This is a genomic window from Paenibacillus sp. yr247, from assembly GCF_900103825.1.
In the GTDB taxonomy this organism is placed as follows: Bacteria; Bacillota; Bacilli; order Paenibacillales; family NBRC-103111; genus Paenibacillus_E.
In genome coordinates, this window is record NZ_FNIF01000009.1 from 166,316 (window position 1) to 182,418 (window position 16,103).

Here is a 16,103-nt window from a genome sequence, read left to right on the forward strand (position 1 = left end):
CTTTGAGGATGAGAGGAGGGGAAACCATGAGGTTGCAAAGAGCAGGAATTGTCGCGCGATTGTTGTCCCAGTGGCAAATTCAAGCCATGGCTTGGTGCGGCATTATCTTCATTCTTGTATTTGCTTATATCCCTATGGTCGGAATTGTGATGGCGTTTAAGGATATGGATCATTCATTTAGCGTTATACACGACCTTATCCATGCCCCTTGGGTTGGATTAACCTTTTTTAAAGAATTTTTCCACGATGATCGATTTGCTGACATTTTGAAGAACACCGTAGGTCTTAACTTGCTTCAACTGCTCATCAATTTTCCAGCGCCAATTATTTTTGCCATTATGATCAGTGAAGTATTCCATACCAAGCTGAAAAAGTTTGTGCAATCGCTTTCTTACTTACCGCATTTTCTATCGTGGATCGTGTTTGGCGGTATTATTATCACGTTAGTTTCGCAAGATAGCGGAGTCGTAAATCCGCTCCTAATAAAGCTTGGATTTCTTCATAAGCCATTCGATTTTCTGGGCGACCCGAACCATATTTGGGGGTTAATTATTGTGACTTCGCTTCTGAAAGGTCTAGGATGGGGCTCGATCATTTATTTGGCAGCTATTACATCGATTGATACGACCCTATTTGAGGCAGCGACAATCGATGGGGCGGGGCGATTTAACAAAATTTGGAATGTCACGCTCCCGTCTATTTCGGGAACGATTCTAATCTTCTTCCTTTTATCCATTGGCAACCTGTTAAATTCGTCCTTCGATCAAATCTGGATTTTTCAATCTCCTTTGAATTTGGAAAGAAGTGAAGTCATTGACACCTTCGTTTATCGCGTTGGCATTAAGGAAATGAGGTTCTCCTATACGACTGCGGTCGGTGTCTTCAAATCGCTAATTGCCTTGTTGCTGCTAATTTCCGGTCATTACACAAGCAAGAAAATCGCAGGCCGAGGCCTTTTCTAAGGAGAGATGTTCATGGTAGGCGCCAAGCGCTGGGACCTGTTCACCATTGTGAATTATTCATTGTTAACTTTATTTTGCTTGCTGACCTTATACCCCATCATTTATGTAATAGCCGGCTCCTTCAACGATGGGAATGATTACATGAGAGGAGGCGTTTATTTCTTTCCAAGACAATTCAGCTTGGCCAGCTATATGATCGTTTTCCGCGATGACCGCCTCATCTCCAGCATCATCGTCTCGCTTTTGCGTACGGGTATTGGCACGATAACCAGCATTTTGTTTACAGCTATGGTTGCATATGCGATGTCCCGTAAATATTTAATCGGTCGAAATGGATATTATTGGATCCATCTTATTACGCTCTTTTTCAATGGAGGTTTGATTCCCTATTTCATTCTGTTGAAATATTTGAACCTCCTAGACTCTTTCTGGGTGTTTATCATTCCTAGCGTGTTCTCCGTGTTCAACATGATTATTTTCCAAGGTTTTTTTCGAGAGATTCCAGAAGACATTCACGAATCTGCAACGATGGACGGAGCCGGCGATTTTCGCATATTCTGGGCGCTATTCATTCCATTGTCAACGCCGATATTAGCAACTGTAGGCTTATGGAATGCGGTTTGGCATTGGAATTCGTTCTTTGATGCGATGCTCTTTACGAACAGCCAGAAGCTGATGCCGCTCCAACTGTATCTCATGAAATTGATCAAAGAGGCCGACGTACTGACAGCCAGTTCTCCGTTCGTTCCGCCTCAAATTAAAAAGCAGTTCAGTGTCCAAACGGTGCGGATGGCCGCTATTATGATCAGCACACTGCCGATTCTTGGTCTGTATCCGTTTATGCAGCGTTATTTTGTGACAGGTATTATGGTCGGCTCACTTAAGGGGTAGGAAGTGTTAGGCGATCTATAACATGGGGGGAAATCTAATGAAGGTGAAATTACTTTATTTATGGTTCACATTGATCCTTATGTTTCTGTTTCTTGGCACAGAGTCCGTCTATGCGGCTATTAATTGGACGCCCAACACAGTCACGCAGATTTATGACCCCTCCAGCGGCGGAGGCCAATATTATGCCTATGCGCCCACGGCAATCATTGACGGTTCAACTGAGCGCTATTGGACCTGTCATAATTCTACCTCTGGAGTGATTAAAGACAGTATTTGGTATACAGAACGAGTTAGCGGTAGTATCGTAACGAATCAAGAAGCCTATCATGCCAGTACAAATTCCGGTGATTGGGATAGCTATCACGTTTGCGATCCGACAGTTGTAGCTGGAACATTCAAGTATCAAAACACGAATTATGCCTATGCCTTGTTTTATACCGGCAACGATATCAATGGAAGTACGCATAATCAAATTGGAGTTGCTTTTGCAAATCAACTGACCGGGCCATGGACCAGATATCCAGGGCCGATCATCAAGTTTACCAATACCAGTTACTGGGGTGTCGGCCAGCCGTCCGCAACAGCTGTATCTGGAGGCAGGGTACTGCTCTTTTTTACGAGGGGTATTTCTGACGCCGACACGCATGTGTATAGATCGGATATCGATTTAAGCAACATGGATAATTCCCCGCCTTCAATAGATATGACAACGGTGCCATCTCCAACGGATTCTGTAACCAAAAAGCTTTCGGAGACTGGATTAAAGAGAACAGATGGGACTGCAGACTATTTGAACAATGTAGATATGGTTTATGATGGAAGTCGAGATCGTTTCTATGCAGTGAGGGAGCAGCATCCGTACCCTGCGGATTATCCTAATTATATTGGGAAAAACACGCAAATTATTAGTATGATAGGATCGGATGTTTGGAATGGAACAGGATCATGGACCACGGAAGGAACGATCAATCCAGATCTAACAGGGATTACACGAAATCATAATGCGGGATTAGAAAGAAATGTATATGGGGGACTTCCCAATTCCAGTGCGCTAAGGGCAGTCTTTACGTCTAGCTGCTCCGGAACCGGTTGCAATGTTGCGGAATGGACGTATAAATTATGGGAAGTTAAGGGGACTCTTGTCAATGGAGCAGCCGATAATGTACTTCTATCCTCCGACGCAATCTATAGCGGGAACGCCTCGAATTGGGGCACTCCTCGTGGGAGCATTCAAGAATTGATGTATGATTCCGTCTATAATAAATACCTTATGCAGGGAGATTGGAATGAGTATGGAGTCCCGTACGGATTAAATATTGGTAAAATAACAGAAGCAAATGCTTTATATTGGCAAGCGTCATGGTCATCTTCCAAACAAATTAATTATTTTTCTGCTGCGGGTTCCTATCCCAATCAGCCTCAACCATATACCATGTGGAAGATTGAGTATAAGCTTGGCTCCACGTGGACAACTTTAGCCTCTGGTCAGGGAGGGTGGATGAATTCGGGTATTTTTACTTGGGGCGGACAGGGGACTGCTCCGATTACACTGGATGCGATCCGTGTAAAAATATATTCGGACGGCGTACATGATGTGGTCAGTCCTGACTTTCGTGGACGCGGCGGGTTGAGCAATCAAACGAATGATACCGCAACAACGCCCAAAGCATCAGTCGCGCAGCTCTTGCAATAGAATTAGTAATCTCAAAATGAGCGCATGAAAACCAGTGCTAATAAAAACGACAAAACCGCCTAATGCACCATAATTCGGGCGGTTTTGTCGTTTTTGCGTGGCTCCACACTGAAATTCAAACCGAGCGAAGACATCGACCATAATGCTTGGATGACGGAATATGCAAACACTTTGGGCATCAACTTGAAGTATGCATTTTCTGCCAATGGAGACGGCGATCCAATGCTCAAAAATTGAACGTTTTTCGAAACGTTACAAAACTGCTGCCCCGCATTGACAGATATTGGATGGAGTTTTATAATAGCTTTATTCGAAACGTTTCACATTTTTTCAATTAGCAGGTGAAGTTGTGACAACTATTAAAGACGTAGCATTGCGGGCGGGAGTAGCGGTTTCTACCGCTTCTTACGCACTCAGCGGAAGCTCGAAGATTAGTCGAACTACCCGTGAGAAGGTTCAGCAAGCGGCGAAGGAACTGAACTATCAGAAAAACGGTTTTGCTATGGATCTCAAACGAAGATCATCGAAAACGATCTTGCTTATCTTGAAAGATTTATCCGGTCCCTACTATTCCGAACTAATCCGTGGCGTGCAAGCGGTTACAATATCGAACGGATTTGATCTGATCGCTTGCAGCTCGGTAGGCGGGAGTGACTCGACGGCTTATAAGTTCTTAACGGAGCGGCGAGTTGACGGAGCGATCGTTCTTGATAAGAATATTGAAACGGATTTTTTGCGGGACACAGCCCGCGAAGGGTGCCCGATCGTGTGCCTTGACCGAATCATTGATAGCGATTTCATTATGAACATTTCGGCGGATAATATCCAAGGGGGGTTTCTCGCCGCGGAACATCTGATTCAATTGGGGCATCGGGATATCGGATGGATCGGCGGCCCGGTAACTTCTTTTAACAATCAACTACGAAAACAAGGGTTCCTTAATGCGCTGAAGCTGTATGATATCCAAGAACGGCAAAAGTGGATGCTAGTCGGAAATTTTACCCAAGAGGGCGGATATCATGCGACTAAGTTGCTGCTGATGAACGAGCATCGTCCGACAGCAATCTTTTATGCCAACGATGAAATGGCGTTAGGTGGGTACAAGGCCATTCGGGAAAAAGGTCTAAGCATTCCGGCAGACCTATCCGTCATCGGATTTGACGATATTCACGTGGCTGAGTACATCCATCCGGCTTTAACGACAATACGTCAGCCGAAATTTGAAATCGGTACGATGGCCGCTCATTTGATCTTGCAGGCTCTTAGCGGGGAATATGTAAAAAGAAAGCACGAGCTAAGCATTGAATTAATCGCGCGCGATTCAACGATCCGCCGGTAAGCGAGAGGGAAACGGAGATGAAACCAGCTATGATGCAAATGACGGAACGCCGTTCGCGGTTTCCAAAATGGTTAACCGATTGGGAATTGTATATGCTCTTGCTTCCGGGCTTGGCTTTTTTTCTTATCTTCAAATATGCGCCCATGTTCGGGATCGTGATGGCTTTTCAGGATTACAGTCCGTTTCAGGGCATTACTGGCAGCAAATGGGTGGGCTTTAAGCATTTTGCCGATATGTTCGCATATGACGGATTTTGGCGGCTTCTCAGAAATACGTTGCTGATCAGTTGTTATAATATCGTTTTTTATTTCCCCGCCCCTATTATCGTAGCGCTGATGCTAAATGAAATACGGAGGGAATGGTTTAAGAAGTCGGTGCAAACCATCATCTACTTGCCGCATTTTATTTCATGGGTTGTCGTAGGTTCCATTACGTATTTTCTTTTAAATCCTGAGGAGGGCTTAATCAACCAACTTCTGACTCATAGCGGTATGCACTCCATGCCGTTCCTGACCGATTCCAATTGGTTCAGAACAATTATTGTATCGCAAAGCATCTGGAAAGAAGTGGGTTGGGGAACGATCATTTTCTTGGCAGCGCTTGCAGGTGTCGATCCTCAGCTGTACGAAGCCGCCGTGGTGGACGGGGCAGGCCGATGGCGTCAGCTGTGGCATGTGACGCTTCCGGCGCTGCGCAGTACGATCATAGTCTTGCTTATTCTGCGTCTTGGCCATGTGCTGGATGTCGGGTTCGAACAAATCTTTCTCATGCTGAACGAACTCGTTTATCAAGTGGGGGACGTGTTCGATACTTATGTATTCCGAGAAGGAATTACGGGCGGAAGGTTCAGTTTCGGCGTTGCGGTAGGTCTTTTCAAATCAGTTGTCGGTCTTATTCTTGTAATATCAGCAAATTGGCTGGCGAAAAAAGCCGGAGAAGAAGGCATTTACTAGGGGGCAATTTATGCGTATCGGAGAGACGTGGAGCAGCAAACTATTAGACGGCGTGAATATATTGCTTGTGGTTGTTATATCGCTTTTAACGCTGTCTCCGTTCCTTTATATAGTGGCCACTTCGATTTCGCCTATCGATCAAGTGCTTCGCGGCGGTATCATTCTCTGGCCGGAACGGATTATATGGGATGCATATAAAGTGATTTTGTATAACAGTAATTTTGTTCGTTCCATATATGTGACGTTATTCGCCACTATTGTAGGAACGCTTGTCAATTTGGTTATGACCGCATTCATGGCGTATCCGTTGGCGAAGAAACGCTTGCGCGGCAGAGGATTCATTATGTTCTTTGTTCTGTTCAGCATGCTTTTTAGCGGCGGTATGATCCCTACCTACATTATCGTCAAATCGATGGGGCTGTTCAACACGGTATGGGCGCTAATTTTACCTGGTGCTATAAGCGCTTTCAATTTGATCATATTAAAAAATTTTTTCCAGGGTATCCCTGAAGAATTGGAAGAAGCGGCAAGAATCGACGGCTGCCGAAACTTCGGAGTTCTGTTCAAGATCGTACTGCCCCTATCTATGCCGGCTCTCGCGACGTTTACGCTGTTTTACGCAGTGGGCAACTGGAACCAATTTTTTAACGCCGTGTTATACATAACAAAGCCCGGGCTTTGGACCGTTCAAGTATTTTTGCGGCAAATGATTTTCCAAGGCTCAACGCAGGATGTGCTTGGACAGGCCGGGTTGGTAACGGATATTCAAGTGATCCCGACTACGATCCAAATGGCCGCCATCATAATAGCCACCTTACCGATCTTGCTTGTATATCCTTTTCTGCAAAAGCATTTTGCCAAAGGGGTCCTGCTGGGCTCCGTGAAGGGCTGAATGAGCTCACGTTTATCAGCCGGTATCGGGATGTCGAACGGCAGTTCCTACTGTTGTTCTGTCCAAATATTTAGAACTTCTAGGAAGGGGAAAAATGAAATGAAAAGTTTTAAAATTGTGGGGTCGGTGCTTGCCGCCGGCTTGCTCGTCGGGTCGGTCATCGGTTGTTCAAGCACTGCGGATCAGAAGTCCTCGGCAACAGGTTCGAAGCCTGAAGCCAAACAGAAAATCAGCTTTATGTATCCGCTTTACAACAATCCTCCGAAAAAAACCGAAGCATGGAAATACATGGAGGACAAGCTGAATATCGAATTTGATGCACAGGCCATTCCTTCGGCTCAATACAGCGATAAGCTGCAAGCTTCGATCGCCGCAAACGATTTGCCGGACATTACTCATTATACGTCCTTTCCCGACCCTAAGCTCGTAACTTATGCCAAGCAAGGGGCTTTCCTGCAGTTGGACGACCTGATTAAAGATACGAAGAATATAAAAAATTTGCCGAAGGAAATGTGGGACCTCATCAAGGTAGACGGTAAAACGTACGGCATTCCGCGTCCGGCTCCTCAGGGCCGTGCGGTTGTGATCCGCAAAGATTGGTTGGATAACCTCGGCTTGCCGATTCCGAAGACGCTGGATGACTTTTATAATGTGGCCGTAAAGTTTGCCAATGCGGATCCGGACAAAAACGGAAAGAACGACACGGTCGGCATAATTCTGAATCAAACGATGGATTGGCATCTGGATCCGATCTTCATGGCTTTCGATACAGGCAACGGTTGGCGCAAAATGGAGGACGGAACGCTGATGAGCACCTCCATTGCGCCACAGCGCAAAGAGGCGCTTGCTTGGCTGCATAAATTATATGATGTCGGCGGTATCGACAAAAACTTTACGATCATGAAAGACAACCAGATGTGGGAAAAGCTTGAAAGCGGCAAAGCGGGGTTATTCTTAGGCGCTCAGACCAACGACTTTCCGCGCTTCGTAGCGAACCTGAAGAAGGTCGATCCTAAGGCGGAATTGATCATGATCCAACCTCCTGTCGGACAGAACGGCAAAACCGGTTATCCGATCGGCTCAGGGTTTTTCGGAGAATTCGTTTTGCCGGCTAAGATTGACAAAGCCAAAGCAAAGAAAGCGATTGAGCTGCTGGATTGGCAGATCGGCCAAGAAGGAGTGAATTTGAGGAAGGAGGGGGTCGAAGGTGTTGATTTCAAAAAGAACGCCGACGGAACGATCGCGATGATCGGTAACAAATATACGGAAGACGGGGTAGCGAACCTGATCTGGAACGTTCCGAACGATCCGACGAACATCATCGCATTAGATGCTCCGGCCGAGATTCAAAAGGCTCAGAAGGCTAACCTGGAGAACATCGACAAACTGAATGTGACCAACCCTTCCATCGGTTTCGTACCTTCCGACGCCGTGCGCGAAAAGAAGACAGAGCTTGACAAAACGGCTCGCGAAGTATCTGTCAAAATTGTGACCGGGGAGCTGCCGATCGAGGCCTTCGACAAGTTCGTTCAGGATTGGAAGTCCAAAGGCGGAGACGCTTATACTAAAGAATTAAATGAATGGTATAAAGTTAAACAATCCGGTAAGTAATAAAAAGCTAGGGGGTTGGACAAACGTTTCCGGCCCCTGTTTTATGAAAATTGCTCGCTCAACTAAAGGGCATTTTAACACAACTAACTGCACATGGGGAATTCGCTTCGACTTTCAGGTCGATAGACGGGCGGCAACGCCTACGTATTTATGAACATATAGATTAGGAGATGATGCGACATGTCAGTATTGCGCGGTGCCGTTATCGGATATGGTGGTGCTTTCAACATGGGGAAGCAGCATGCCGGACAAATGATAAAGAACGGGATCAGCTTTGTTGCGGCTTGTGACCTGGATGCCGGACGCATGGAGCAGGCCAAGCAGGATTTTCCGGAGATTCGCACGTTTACTGACCCGACGGAGCTGATCTCACAGAACGATATTGATCTCATCACCGTGATTACTCCACATAACACGCACGCGAGCTTGGCCAAACAAATTTTAAGCGCCGGCAAGCATTGCATTTTGGAGAAGCCGATGTGCATCTTTACCAAAGACGCGTACGAAATGGTCAAATTGTCCCAGGAAAAAGGAAAGATGCTGTCCGTTTACCATAACCGCCGGTGGGACGGCTGGTATTTGACGCTGAAGCAATTAATCGAGAAGGAAATCCTCGGAGATATATTCCATATGGAATTTTGCATGGGCGGATATAAATCCCCAGGCAACTGGTGGCGTTCGAACAAAGAGATCTCCGGCGGTGCACTGTACGACTGGGGTGCGCATCTGGTAGATTACGCGCTTGGCATCATTCCCGGAAAAATCAAATCAGTCAGAGGCTTCATACATAATCGGGTCTGGCACGAATATTCCAATGAAGATCATGTCGACAGCATCGTTCAAATGGAAAACGGTGCTGTCATCCAAATTCAAATTTCGAACATCGCCTTCGCCGGCAAGCCCCACATCCGCGTGCTCGGCACGAAGGGCGGGATCATCGACGCCAACATGTTTGACGGCGAGCTTACGCTTTTCACCGAAATCAACGGTGTAAAGGTAGAAACTAAGGTGCCATGCGTTAAGGATCAAGGCGATAAATATTATGAAAATATTGCTGCTCACTTGTACAAAGGGGAAGAGTTGATTGTCAAGCCGGAGCAAGCGATGCGAAACATCGCCGTTATCGAAACGACGGAGCGTTCCGCAGCGGAAGGAAAAGAACTTCCTGTTCCGCATGAAGACATCGTAAAATCAGTCGGATAACGTTCCATGCAAGCAATATGCCAATGACGGGATGTAAAAAAAATGACAAGCAGGCTGCCGACATCGGCGGCCCTGTTGATTCTACGAACAGATGCCGGAGGTCCTTCTCTCGAGCGAACCGGTAGAGGTGGCTTTTGTCTCGTATCCCTTCTTTTTAGTTGAAATTTTCACTATCATTCATTTTAACGGAAGTGAGCGTATAGTTTGGGAAATCTACGAAAAATGTGGGGAATAGAAGAGGCATGATTGGAGCGGCATCACAAATCTGTGAATATGGAAGTACATAGGAGGGATGAGAGCATGACTAAAATAGCAGGAGCACAGCTTTATACAATACGGGACTATGCGAAAACACCGGAGGCCATTGAGGAATCTCTCAAAAGGATCAAAGAGATCGGGTATACCACCGTCCAGGCATCGGGGCTCGGTCCTATCCCAGCGGAGGAGTTGGCTGCCATTGTCCGTTCCCTCGGCTTGAAGATTGTACTGATACATACTCCTATTACCAAGTTTACGAACGATTTGGACGTGCTCATTAAGGATCACCATACCTTGGGCTGCGGTTTGGCGGGGATTGGCGGACTCCCTCAAGAATACCGCAATGCCGAGGGGTATGCCGTCTTTGCCAAGAGGTTTACGGCGATAGCCGATGAGCTGGGGAAAAACGGGCTGAAGTTCAGCTATCATAACCATCATTTCGAGTTTCAAAAGTATGGAGACAGATTGGGCATAGAGATTCTTGCGGAGGCAACCAACCCGGAAACCTTTCTGTTTACATTGGATACTTATTGGGTGCAGGCCGGCGGAGCCGACCCCAGTGCATGGATTCGCAAACTGAACGGCAGAATTGAGGCTATCCATCTGAAGGATATGACCATTATCGATAATCAGCAGATCATGACTGAAATTATGGAAGGCAACCTTCAGTGGCCTGAAATCTTTAGCGCCTGTGAGGAGGCCGGGGTCAAATGGTACCTGGTCGAACGTGATGAAGGCCCGAAGGATGCGTTCGAAAGCTTGAGAATCAGCTATAATAATCTCAGAGAAGCAGGGTTCGTATAAATATGTAATTCATATAGCTAAGAATGCCATGAGGCTGTCCCAAAAGTAACTACTAATTGGACAAATTCAATAGTTAGAAAAGGTAAAGCATCAAGCGGCGACGAATTGTGGATTTAGGTTTAGTCTTTAGTTTGTTCCTCAAAAAGCGACGGTACGGTCAGTGGCGTTCGAAAGACGCTTCCTAATGTACCGTCGCTTTTTTAGTTGATTTTGGGGGCTTGAAACACCTTTCTTTACTAGGTTTGTAGCTTCTCATTTTGTAGCATCTTGTAGTCTTCCTAGTATCAGCTTCGGGTGTTCGTAACTCTAGTATCAGAAAGAGATCATTAAGTTGGAGGTAGAATGGCTCGATAAGTTCCCACGCCCGGGCAAGAGTGGCGGGAACGGAGCCGACATGAAAAATGGGAGTTTTGTCTATCCAGAGGTACTCCCTAGCAAATTCGATTTTTTGCTTTCTTCATCCACGTTTACGTAAATGTCCGTTCTATTGACGTAAGGCTTGTGCCAGCTGTGTTTGTAGTTCTCAGCGCGAAGCAGCTGACATTGCCCTTACCTAGACTTTGTCGTCACCACTGTTGATGATGATGTAAACATTCCTTTCGAATGTTTCCTTCAACTTCCGGAGAATTTGCTCGGCTGATGTCCGTGATTTTTCGTACGCATTCTCAGTTATAAGATGACCTCCCACAACGAAGAGCGCAGTAAATATATATCCTAACTGGTTGAATGGATAATCAGGTAAATTAAAACGTTATCTCTCTTATACAAAAGGGTCATAATTTCGGCTCCTGATCGCAAGCAGATGCCATTTCCTTTTTAAGAATATTTTTTGATGAAAAAATTTCAACACATTACGACAATAATTTCCAAATTATTCTTGTGCTTATAGATCTTTTGTCCTACTATAGAATATAGGACTTATAAAGGAGTGGGATCACACTAGAATGAACTTCAGGGTTTCACCTAAAACATATCTCTTCTTTTGGCGATTTAATGGTCGAATATACAGAACGAATGATCCATACTTGGGTTAACTCGGAAGAAAGACCTATTCACCGCGATATGACGGAATTAGCTTTAGAAATTATCAATAAAACAATGTTCGGTCATACAATTACAGAGGATGTTGAAAAGATCGGGGAAATCATCGAAATGGGAAGCCGAAGGAATATTCAACAAGCAAAGAGAGATACTCTTTCTTCTTTTTATTATCATCCAGTTTGTATTCGACATCAGTTGGAGTATCAAGGGTAAAAACAATATTTCCTTGTACACCAATCTTAGAAATGTGAATGTTTTTTACTAAACTCGGTTCCCTCAACATTCCACTTTATTTAGCCCAAATCCTTATTTGAAATATTACCCACCAACAGATTTGTTACTTACATCTGTAAAAACCACATTCGTATCAGATTCCATAGTGTCACCTAGGGGAATGGAATACGTATTTCCATCTTCACCATTATGAATTTTACCCCTGACTTGGGAAGAATTAAAGGATTGAGTGGATGAAGAGAATGTGGTACATTCGTATCCATCATGGTCTCATTTTTATGTACATGGTATATGAGAAGTAATGAGGTGAATAGAGCATGCATTACATCGTTATCGATCTCGAATTCAACGGTAGGCAGCATTATGACATTTATCCTATGGAGATTATTGAAATTGGGGCTGTAAAATTAAATGAGCAGATGGAAATTATCGAGACATTCCAAAGCTTTATTCGTCCTAAATTTCCTTTAAATAGATTTGCATTGCAGTTTTGCGGTATCACCAAAGAAACGTTATTAAAAAGCAAGCCTTTTGAAGCGGTTATTAAAAAATTCAAAAAATTTTGCGGCACAGATTATAAGCTGATCGCATGGGGCGCCAGCGATTTCTTCACTTTAATGGTTGATTGCAAAGTAAATCATGTTCATACAGAATGGATCACTACTCAATTGTTGGACATGACGCGTCATTTTGATGGAGGCTTGCAGCAAGCTCTAGAGGATCATGGCCTTCAGTTCATCGGACAAAGTCATTCTGCACTGGATGATGCTTTAAATGCTGCGCTTTTATTGAAGCTCAAACTAGGAATCGTAAGTGACATCAACTATTTCACCCCAGATACTGTGAAAATATGTACGGGCGGCATCAAGAAATGGATCCTTATGTCGCTTGACAAAGCTATTGAAAATGACCAGATGTTAAGTTGGGACGATTTTTTAAAGAATCGGAATACTCAGAAGTATATCGCCATCATGAACTTAGCTGATCACGAAATCAGAATGGTTCAAAATCTCTTTATGAAGTTTGCGCATATGAAGTATGGTCGTAAAACAAAAAAATTATTATATGCTTAAATGGCGTAGACCCCTATGAATGGGGTCTTTCTGTATTTATCGAACAATAAAAGAATAACAATTATTACTACCCAAAGTATAGAATAGCCGATCCACACTAATGTAAAGAATACTTATGCTTACGTAGAACATTTGAATCGAATCAAACAAAGATAGGGATGGACAACACGATGGACGAATTAACTATGCAAGAGGTTTGTAGCTGGTTTGAAGCCAATAAAGACAAGAGCATCATGATTAAAAAAGAAGATCAAGAAGATATAGATCAGATAGAAATTAACGTACATGACGTTGGACTCATGAGCTTTTCAGACACCTTAGACGCCTATTTATCGCCCAAAGCGATCGTGCTACGCGGAAGTGGAAGCATCGAGACAAATGATGGTGAAAAGCAAAGGCTTCCTGAAGATAGTTACGAAATTCCTTTCGACGGAAACTTCCATGGTATTCAAAATGAAAAAAGAATGGAGATTCAAACGGATCGCGCCTCTTACATGATCACCACTCAATAACCGCAATCATAAAGCATCTGAAGGAGGGTGACTTTTGACATAGACATATACTTGTCAACATTGATCGAAGACTGTTATGAAATATTTTGCAGTCTATGTTATTCCGAGTGGCTACAATCCTTGAAAGGATAAACGAAGTAAAAAGGGCGGAGTCTTCGCCTTTTTCCTTTTTCTCGAACCTATTTTCTATGGTAAGAATCAGGACATTTGTCCATATTAACATTGTTCAATGTTATTCGAAGAGGGTTCTCTTCATCTAAGTATTTTGAATAATTGCATCGAGATTTCTTCTAACTAATATTCCAAGTTTGACAAACTAACATTATTTGGACATATGTATAAAAGTTAGTGTTTTGTGCCCATAAATCGGACACAACGCGATAAAGCCTTCCTTCGTTTGATCCAATTGTTCTTTAACTGACATTGTACAACTCTCCTTTTTAAATTGAATATTGGAGTGTTTGCTCCGTTTGTTCATGATCCTATCATTACGTTATTTTTATGGATTGTAAACTCCATTTTTTTCGCTATGCTGACGAAGGTACAGAGTATATATCCGTTCATTTCCAATATCGGCCTATACAATTTTAAGAACGGCGCTTACACCGATGTAGTAGGGCAGTCGCCTGATCAAGACATGGTACACATCAGCTGTCCCAATACTTAGAGATGTTTCCGCTAAAAATAAACAGTTATCACATTGGAGCGCTTCAACTGCTGACGTTCCTCATCGTTCCTGAGTAAGCTTTTTCAGAGTCATCCAAATCCGCTATCGTACTCGATATTAAGTCTTACAACCAAAATACGATGAAAAGCATCAGCGTCACAACTCGTAATGCAAGCAATTTCGTCATTGATGCTCACGGGACGTTACTCTCTCACTCCAACCCGGAATACTTCATGGACAATTTTTCACAGAAGGAATATATTCGTAACCTGCTCAATTCCACGAAAGCCAGCTGAAGAAGAGCCACGAGCCTTCCCAACCACTTTCCCAATACCTTACCGCAAATTTGCACAAGACTTAATCCGACATGACACATGTATAGATATAGCCAGGCCGATTCAAGGATATGACCGTACAAGCATGCCCATATCTGTACTATCCAGGCGTTGCTTCGCCTCGGCGATGAGTCCCCCCGGCAGAAATATTACGTCGTTCCTATGGCGAAGGTAAAGGTCAGCGTAAACATTTGCCGTGTACCCAGCTTAGCGTTCTGTATGATTATTCCTCACTTTTCTGCAATTTGTAAGGGTTTGTTATATTACCAATCGATGTGACTTTGGAATTGACCTGAAACGTCACAGTTACTTTTATCCATTTAATAGAAGACACTCCATGATCCTGCAATCCCAACAAACCTCCTCCCTTGTCATAAGCGAGCTTGACCTATGTAGTCAAAAATGGAGTTGACAATCCAAAAAAATAACGTTATGATGAATCCGTGAATTAATGGAGTCAATACTCCAATTTATCTCTGAATATTGAATCGACCGTGTATCATATCAAAAAAGAGGAGGGATGAAGGTAGAGGAAGTGTTTCATTTAAAGGATTATTTTGTGTTTTTCCTTATAGGTTTGTTCCTGAGCCACTTCGCGAATGTATCGGCAGTTAAAGGGAAAAAAGGGCATCACCTATCCGAAGTATATTGTTTTAATGGTCCTTTGGGAACGAAACGAGAGCACGGTGAGGGAATGGCTTACATAATGGATCTGGATTCCGGGACATTGACGCCGCTGCTCAAGCGGATGGAAGCGAGTAGACTGATTCGTCAAGAGCGTTCGAAGTTCGAATCAGCGGCAAATAACGGGGCGGATGTATGTAAGCTTCAATATCGACTGCTTTAGTAAAAAATTTTTACCCAAATAGTTTATGTACGATTATATTTTGAAAAATAATAAAAAGGAGTTGTTTACCATGTACAAATCGATTGTTATCGGTACTGGTCCAGCCGGATTAACAGCAGCGATTTACTTGGCGAGGGCGAATTTGGAGCCTCTCGTTATCGAAGGAACCGAGCCCGGCGGGCAATTGACGACGACGACGGAAGTTGAGAACTTCCCCGGCTTTCCGGATGGGATCCTGGGAACGGAACTGATGGACAATATGAGAAAGCAAGCAGAGCGATTCGGCGCCAGGTTTAAAACAGGCCGGGTAAGCCGCGTCGATCTGCAGAACCGTCCGTTCAGCTTGTACTTGGAAGGTGGTGAAACGCTAAAAGCCGAGAGCGTGATCATCTCTACGGGAGCATCCGCAAAATTTCTGCAAATTCCAAATGAGAACGAAAATATTGGAAGAGGCGTGAGCACTTGCGCCACGTGTGACGGCTTCTTCTTCCGCGGCAAAAAAATAATCGTGGTCGGCGGCGGTGACTCGGCCATGGAGGAAGCACACTTCTTGACAAAATACGCCGCGGAAGTCCGCATCGTCCACAGAAGAAACCAACTGAAGGCGTCTCAAATCATGCAGGATCGCGCCCGGCAAAATGGCAAAATCAAGTGGGGTCTGGATCGGACTCCGCTGGAGGTTATCTCCGATGAAAAAGGCGTAACCGGATTGAAAGTGCAAAACAATGAAACAGGCGCTGCGGAAATCATCGAAACCGACGGTATATTCGTAGCGATCGGCCATCATC

The 16,103-nt window shown here is 44.3% G+C and carries 15 protein-coding genes; 14 read left to right on the top strand and 1 reads right to left on the bottom strand.

The genetic code is table 11. The features are described from left to right. Nucleotides 1-26: 26 nt before the first annotated feature. The 12 genes from BLT91_RS17375 (at nt 27) to BLT91_RS17430 (ending at nt 13,466) form a co-directional block, all read left to right on the top strand. The gene (locus BLT91_RS17375) at nt 27-962 is read left to right on the top strand and encodes an ABC transporter permease (RefSeq protein WP_175532365.1); all 936 of its coding nucleotides are present in this window, start codon (nt 27-29) and stop codon (nt 960-962) included. A 12-nt stretch (nt 963-974) separates the two neighbouring features. Beyond that, complete coding sequence (locus BLT91_RS17380) at nt 975-1,853, top strand: carbohydrate ABC transporter permease (protein ID WP_175532366.1); 879 nt, start codon at nt 975-977, stop codon at nt 1,851-1,853. A 37-nt stretch (nt 1,854-1,890) separates the two neighbouring features. Then, a complete protein-coding gene (locus BLT91_RS17385) occupies nt 1,891-3,546 on the top strand; it encodes a glycoside hydrolase family protein (protein ID WP_090823171.1) in 1,656 nt (551 codons plus the stop codon). A 349-nt stretch (nt 3,547-3,895) separates the two neighbouring features. Then, nucleotides 3,896-4,885: a LacI family DNA-binding transcriptional regulator gene (locus tag BLT91_RS17390; protein WP_090823173.1), complete on the top strand. Its 990-nt coding sequence runs from the start codon at nt 3,896-3,898 to the stop codon at nt 4,883-4,885. A gap of 29 nt (nt 4,886-4,914) precedes the next feature. After that, complete coding sequence (locus BLT91_RS17395) at nt 4,915-5,838, top strand: ABC transporter permease (RefSeq protein WP_090823197.1); 924 nt, start codon at nt 4,915-4,917, stop codon at nt 5,836-5,838. 10 nt (nt 5,839-5,848) lie between these two features. Then, nucleotides 5,849-6,730, top strand: coding sequence for a carbohydrate ABC transporter permease (locus tag BLT91_RS17400; protein WP_090823175.1), 882 nt, complete (start codon nt 5,849-5,851; stop codon nt 6,728-6,730). Between the two features lie 99 nt (nt 6,731-6,829). After that, the gene (locus tag BLT91_RS17405; protein WP_090823177.1) at nt 6,830-8,341 is read left to right on the top strand and encodes an extracellular solute-binding protein; all 1,512 of its coding nucleotides are present in this window, start codon (nt 6,830-6,832) and stop codon (nt 8,339-8,341) included. A gap of 180 nt (nt 8,342-8,521) precedes the next feature. After that, nucleotides 8,522-9,544 (top strand): Gfo/Idh/MocA family protein, encoded by a 1,023-nt coding sequence (locus BLT91_RS17410; protein ID WP_090823178.1) that lies wholly within the window; start codon nt 8,522-8,524, stop codon nt 9,542-9,544. Nucleotides 9,545-9,844: 300 nt separating this feature from the next. Then, nucleotides 9,845-10,606, top strand: coding sequence for a sugar phosphate isomerase/epimerase family protein (locus BLT91_RS17415; protein WP_090823179.1), 762 nt, complete (start codon nt 9,845-9,847; stop codon nt 10,604-10,606). Nucleotides 10,607-11,599: 993 nt separating this feature from the next. Then, nucleotides 11,600-11,860 carry a hypothetical protein gene (locus BLT91_RS17420; protein ID WP_090823180.1) on the top strand — a complete coding sequence of 87 codons (261 nt, stop codon included), beginning with the start codon at nt 11,600-11,602 and terminating at the stop codon, nt 11,858-11,860. Nucleotides 11,861-12,198: 338 nt separating this feature from the next. Further along, on the top strand, nt 12,199-12,954 hold the full coding sequence (locus BLT91_RS17425; protein WP_090823182.1) for a 3'-5' exonuclease: 756 nt from the start codon (nt 12,199-12,201) through the stop codon (nt 12,952-12,954). Between the two features lie 170 nt (nt 12,955-13,124). Next, nucleotides 13,125-13,466, top strand: coding sequence for a protein YmzB (locus BLT91_RS17430; protein ID WP_090823184.1), 342 nt, complete (start codon nt 13,125-13,127; stop codon nt 13,464-13,466). 878 nt (nt 13,467-14,344) lie between these two features. Here BLT91_RS17430 and BLT91_RS33910 read toward each other — a convergent pair. Beyond that, the gene (locus BLT91_RS33910; RefSeq protein WP_141225020.1) at nt 14,345-14,572 is read right to left on the bottom strand and encodes a hypothetical protein; all 228 of its coding nucleotides are present in this window, start codon (nt 14,570-14,572) and stop codon (nt 14,345-14,347) included. Nucleotides 14,573-14,988: 416 nt separating this feature from the next. Here BLT91_RS33910 and BLT91_RS17435 point away from each other — a divergent pair, with 416 nt between their 5' ends. Continuing rightward, nucleotides 14,989-15,315, top strand: coding sequence for a helix-turn-helix domain-containing protein (locus BLT91_RS17435; protein ID WP_090823186.1), 327 nt, complete (start codon nt 14,989-14,991; stop codon nt 15,313-15,315). A 70-nt stretch (nt 15,316-15,385) separates the two neighbouring features. Beyond that, nucleotides 15,386-16,103: NAD(P)/FAD-dependent oxidoreductase (locus BLT91_RS17440; RefSeq protein ID WP_090823188.1), on the top strand; the 718-nt coding region annotated here is incomplete at its 3' end.

What these genes read in the sequence shown, in the direction of transcription:
- BLT91_RS17375 (WP_175532365.1), top strand. Translation starts at nt 27, where the DNA reads ATGAGGTTGCAAAGAGCAGGAATTGTCGCGCGATTGTTGTCCCAGTGG.
- BLT91_RS17430 (WP_090823184.1), top strand. Translation starts at nt 13,125, where the DNA reads ATGGACGAATTAACTATGCAAGAGGTTTGTAGCTGGTTTGAAGCCAAT.
- BLT91_RS17435 (WP_090823186.1), top strand. Translation starts at nt 14,989, where the DNA reads ATGAAGGTAGAGGAAGTGTTTCATTTAAAGGATTATTTTGTGTTTTTC.
- BLT91_RS17410 (WP_090823178.1), top strand. Translation starts at nt 8,522, where the DNA reads ATGTCAGTATTGCGCGGTGCCGTTATCGGATATGGTGGTGCTTTCAAC.
- BLT91_RS17380 (WP_175532366.1), top strand. Translation starts at nt 975, where the DNA reads ATGGTAGGCGCCAAGCGCTGGGACCTGTTCACCATTGTGAATTATTCA.
- BLT91_RS17385 (WP_090823171.1), top strand. Translation starts at nt 1,891, where the DNA reads ATGAAGGTGAAATTACTTTATTTATGGTTCACATTGATCCTTATGTTT.
- BLT91_RS17415 (WP_090823179.1), top strand. Translation starts at nt 9,845, where the DNA reads ATGACTAAAATAGCAGGAGCACAGCTTTATACAATACGGGACTATGCG.
- BLT91_RS17420 (WP_090823180.1), top strand. Translation starts at nt 11,600, where the DNA reads ATGGTCGAATATACAGAACGAATGATCCATACTTGGGTTAACTCGGAA.
- BLT91_RS17400 (WP_090823175.1), top strand. Translation starts at nt 5,849, where the DNA reads ATGCGTATCGGAGAGACGTGGAGCAGCAAACTATTAGACGGCGTGAAT.
- BLT91_RS17425 (WP_090823182.1), top strand. Translation starts at nt 12,199, where the DNA reads ATGCATTACATCGTTATCGATCTCGAATTCAACGGTAGGCAGCATTAT.
- BLT91_RS17395 (WP_090823197.1), top strand. Translation starts at nt 4,915, where the DNA reads ATGATGCAAATGACGGAACGCCGTTCGCGGTTTCCAAAATGGTTAACC.
- BLT91_RS17405 (WP_090823177.1), top strand. Translation starts at nt 6,830, where the DNA reads ATGAAAAGTTTTAAAATTGTGGGGTCGGTGCTTGCCGCCGGCTTGCTC.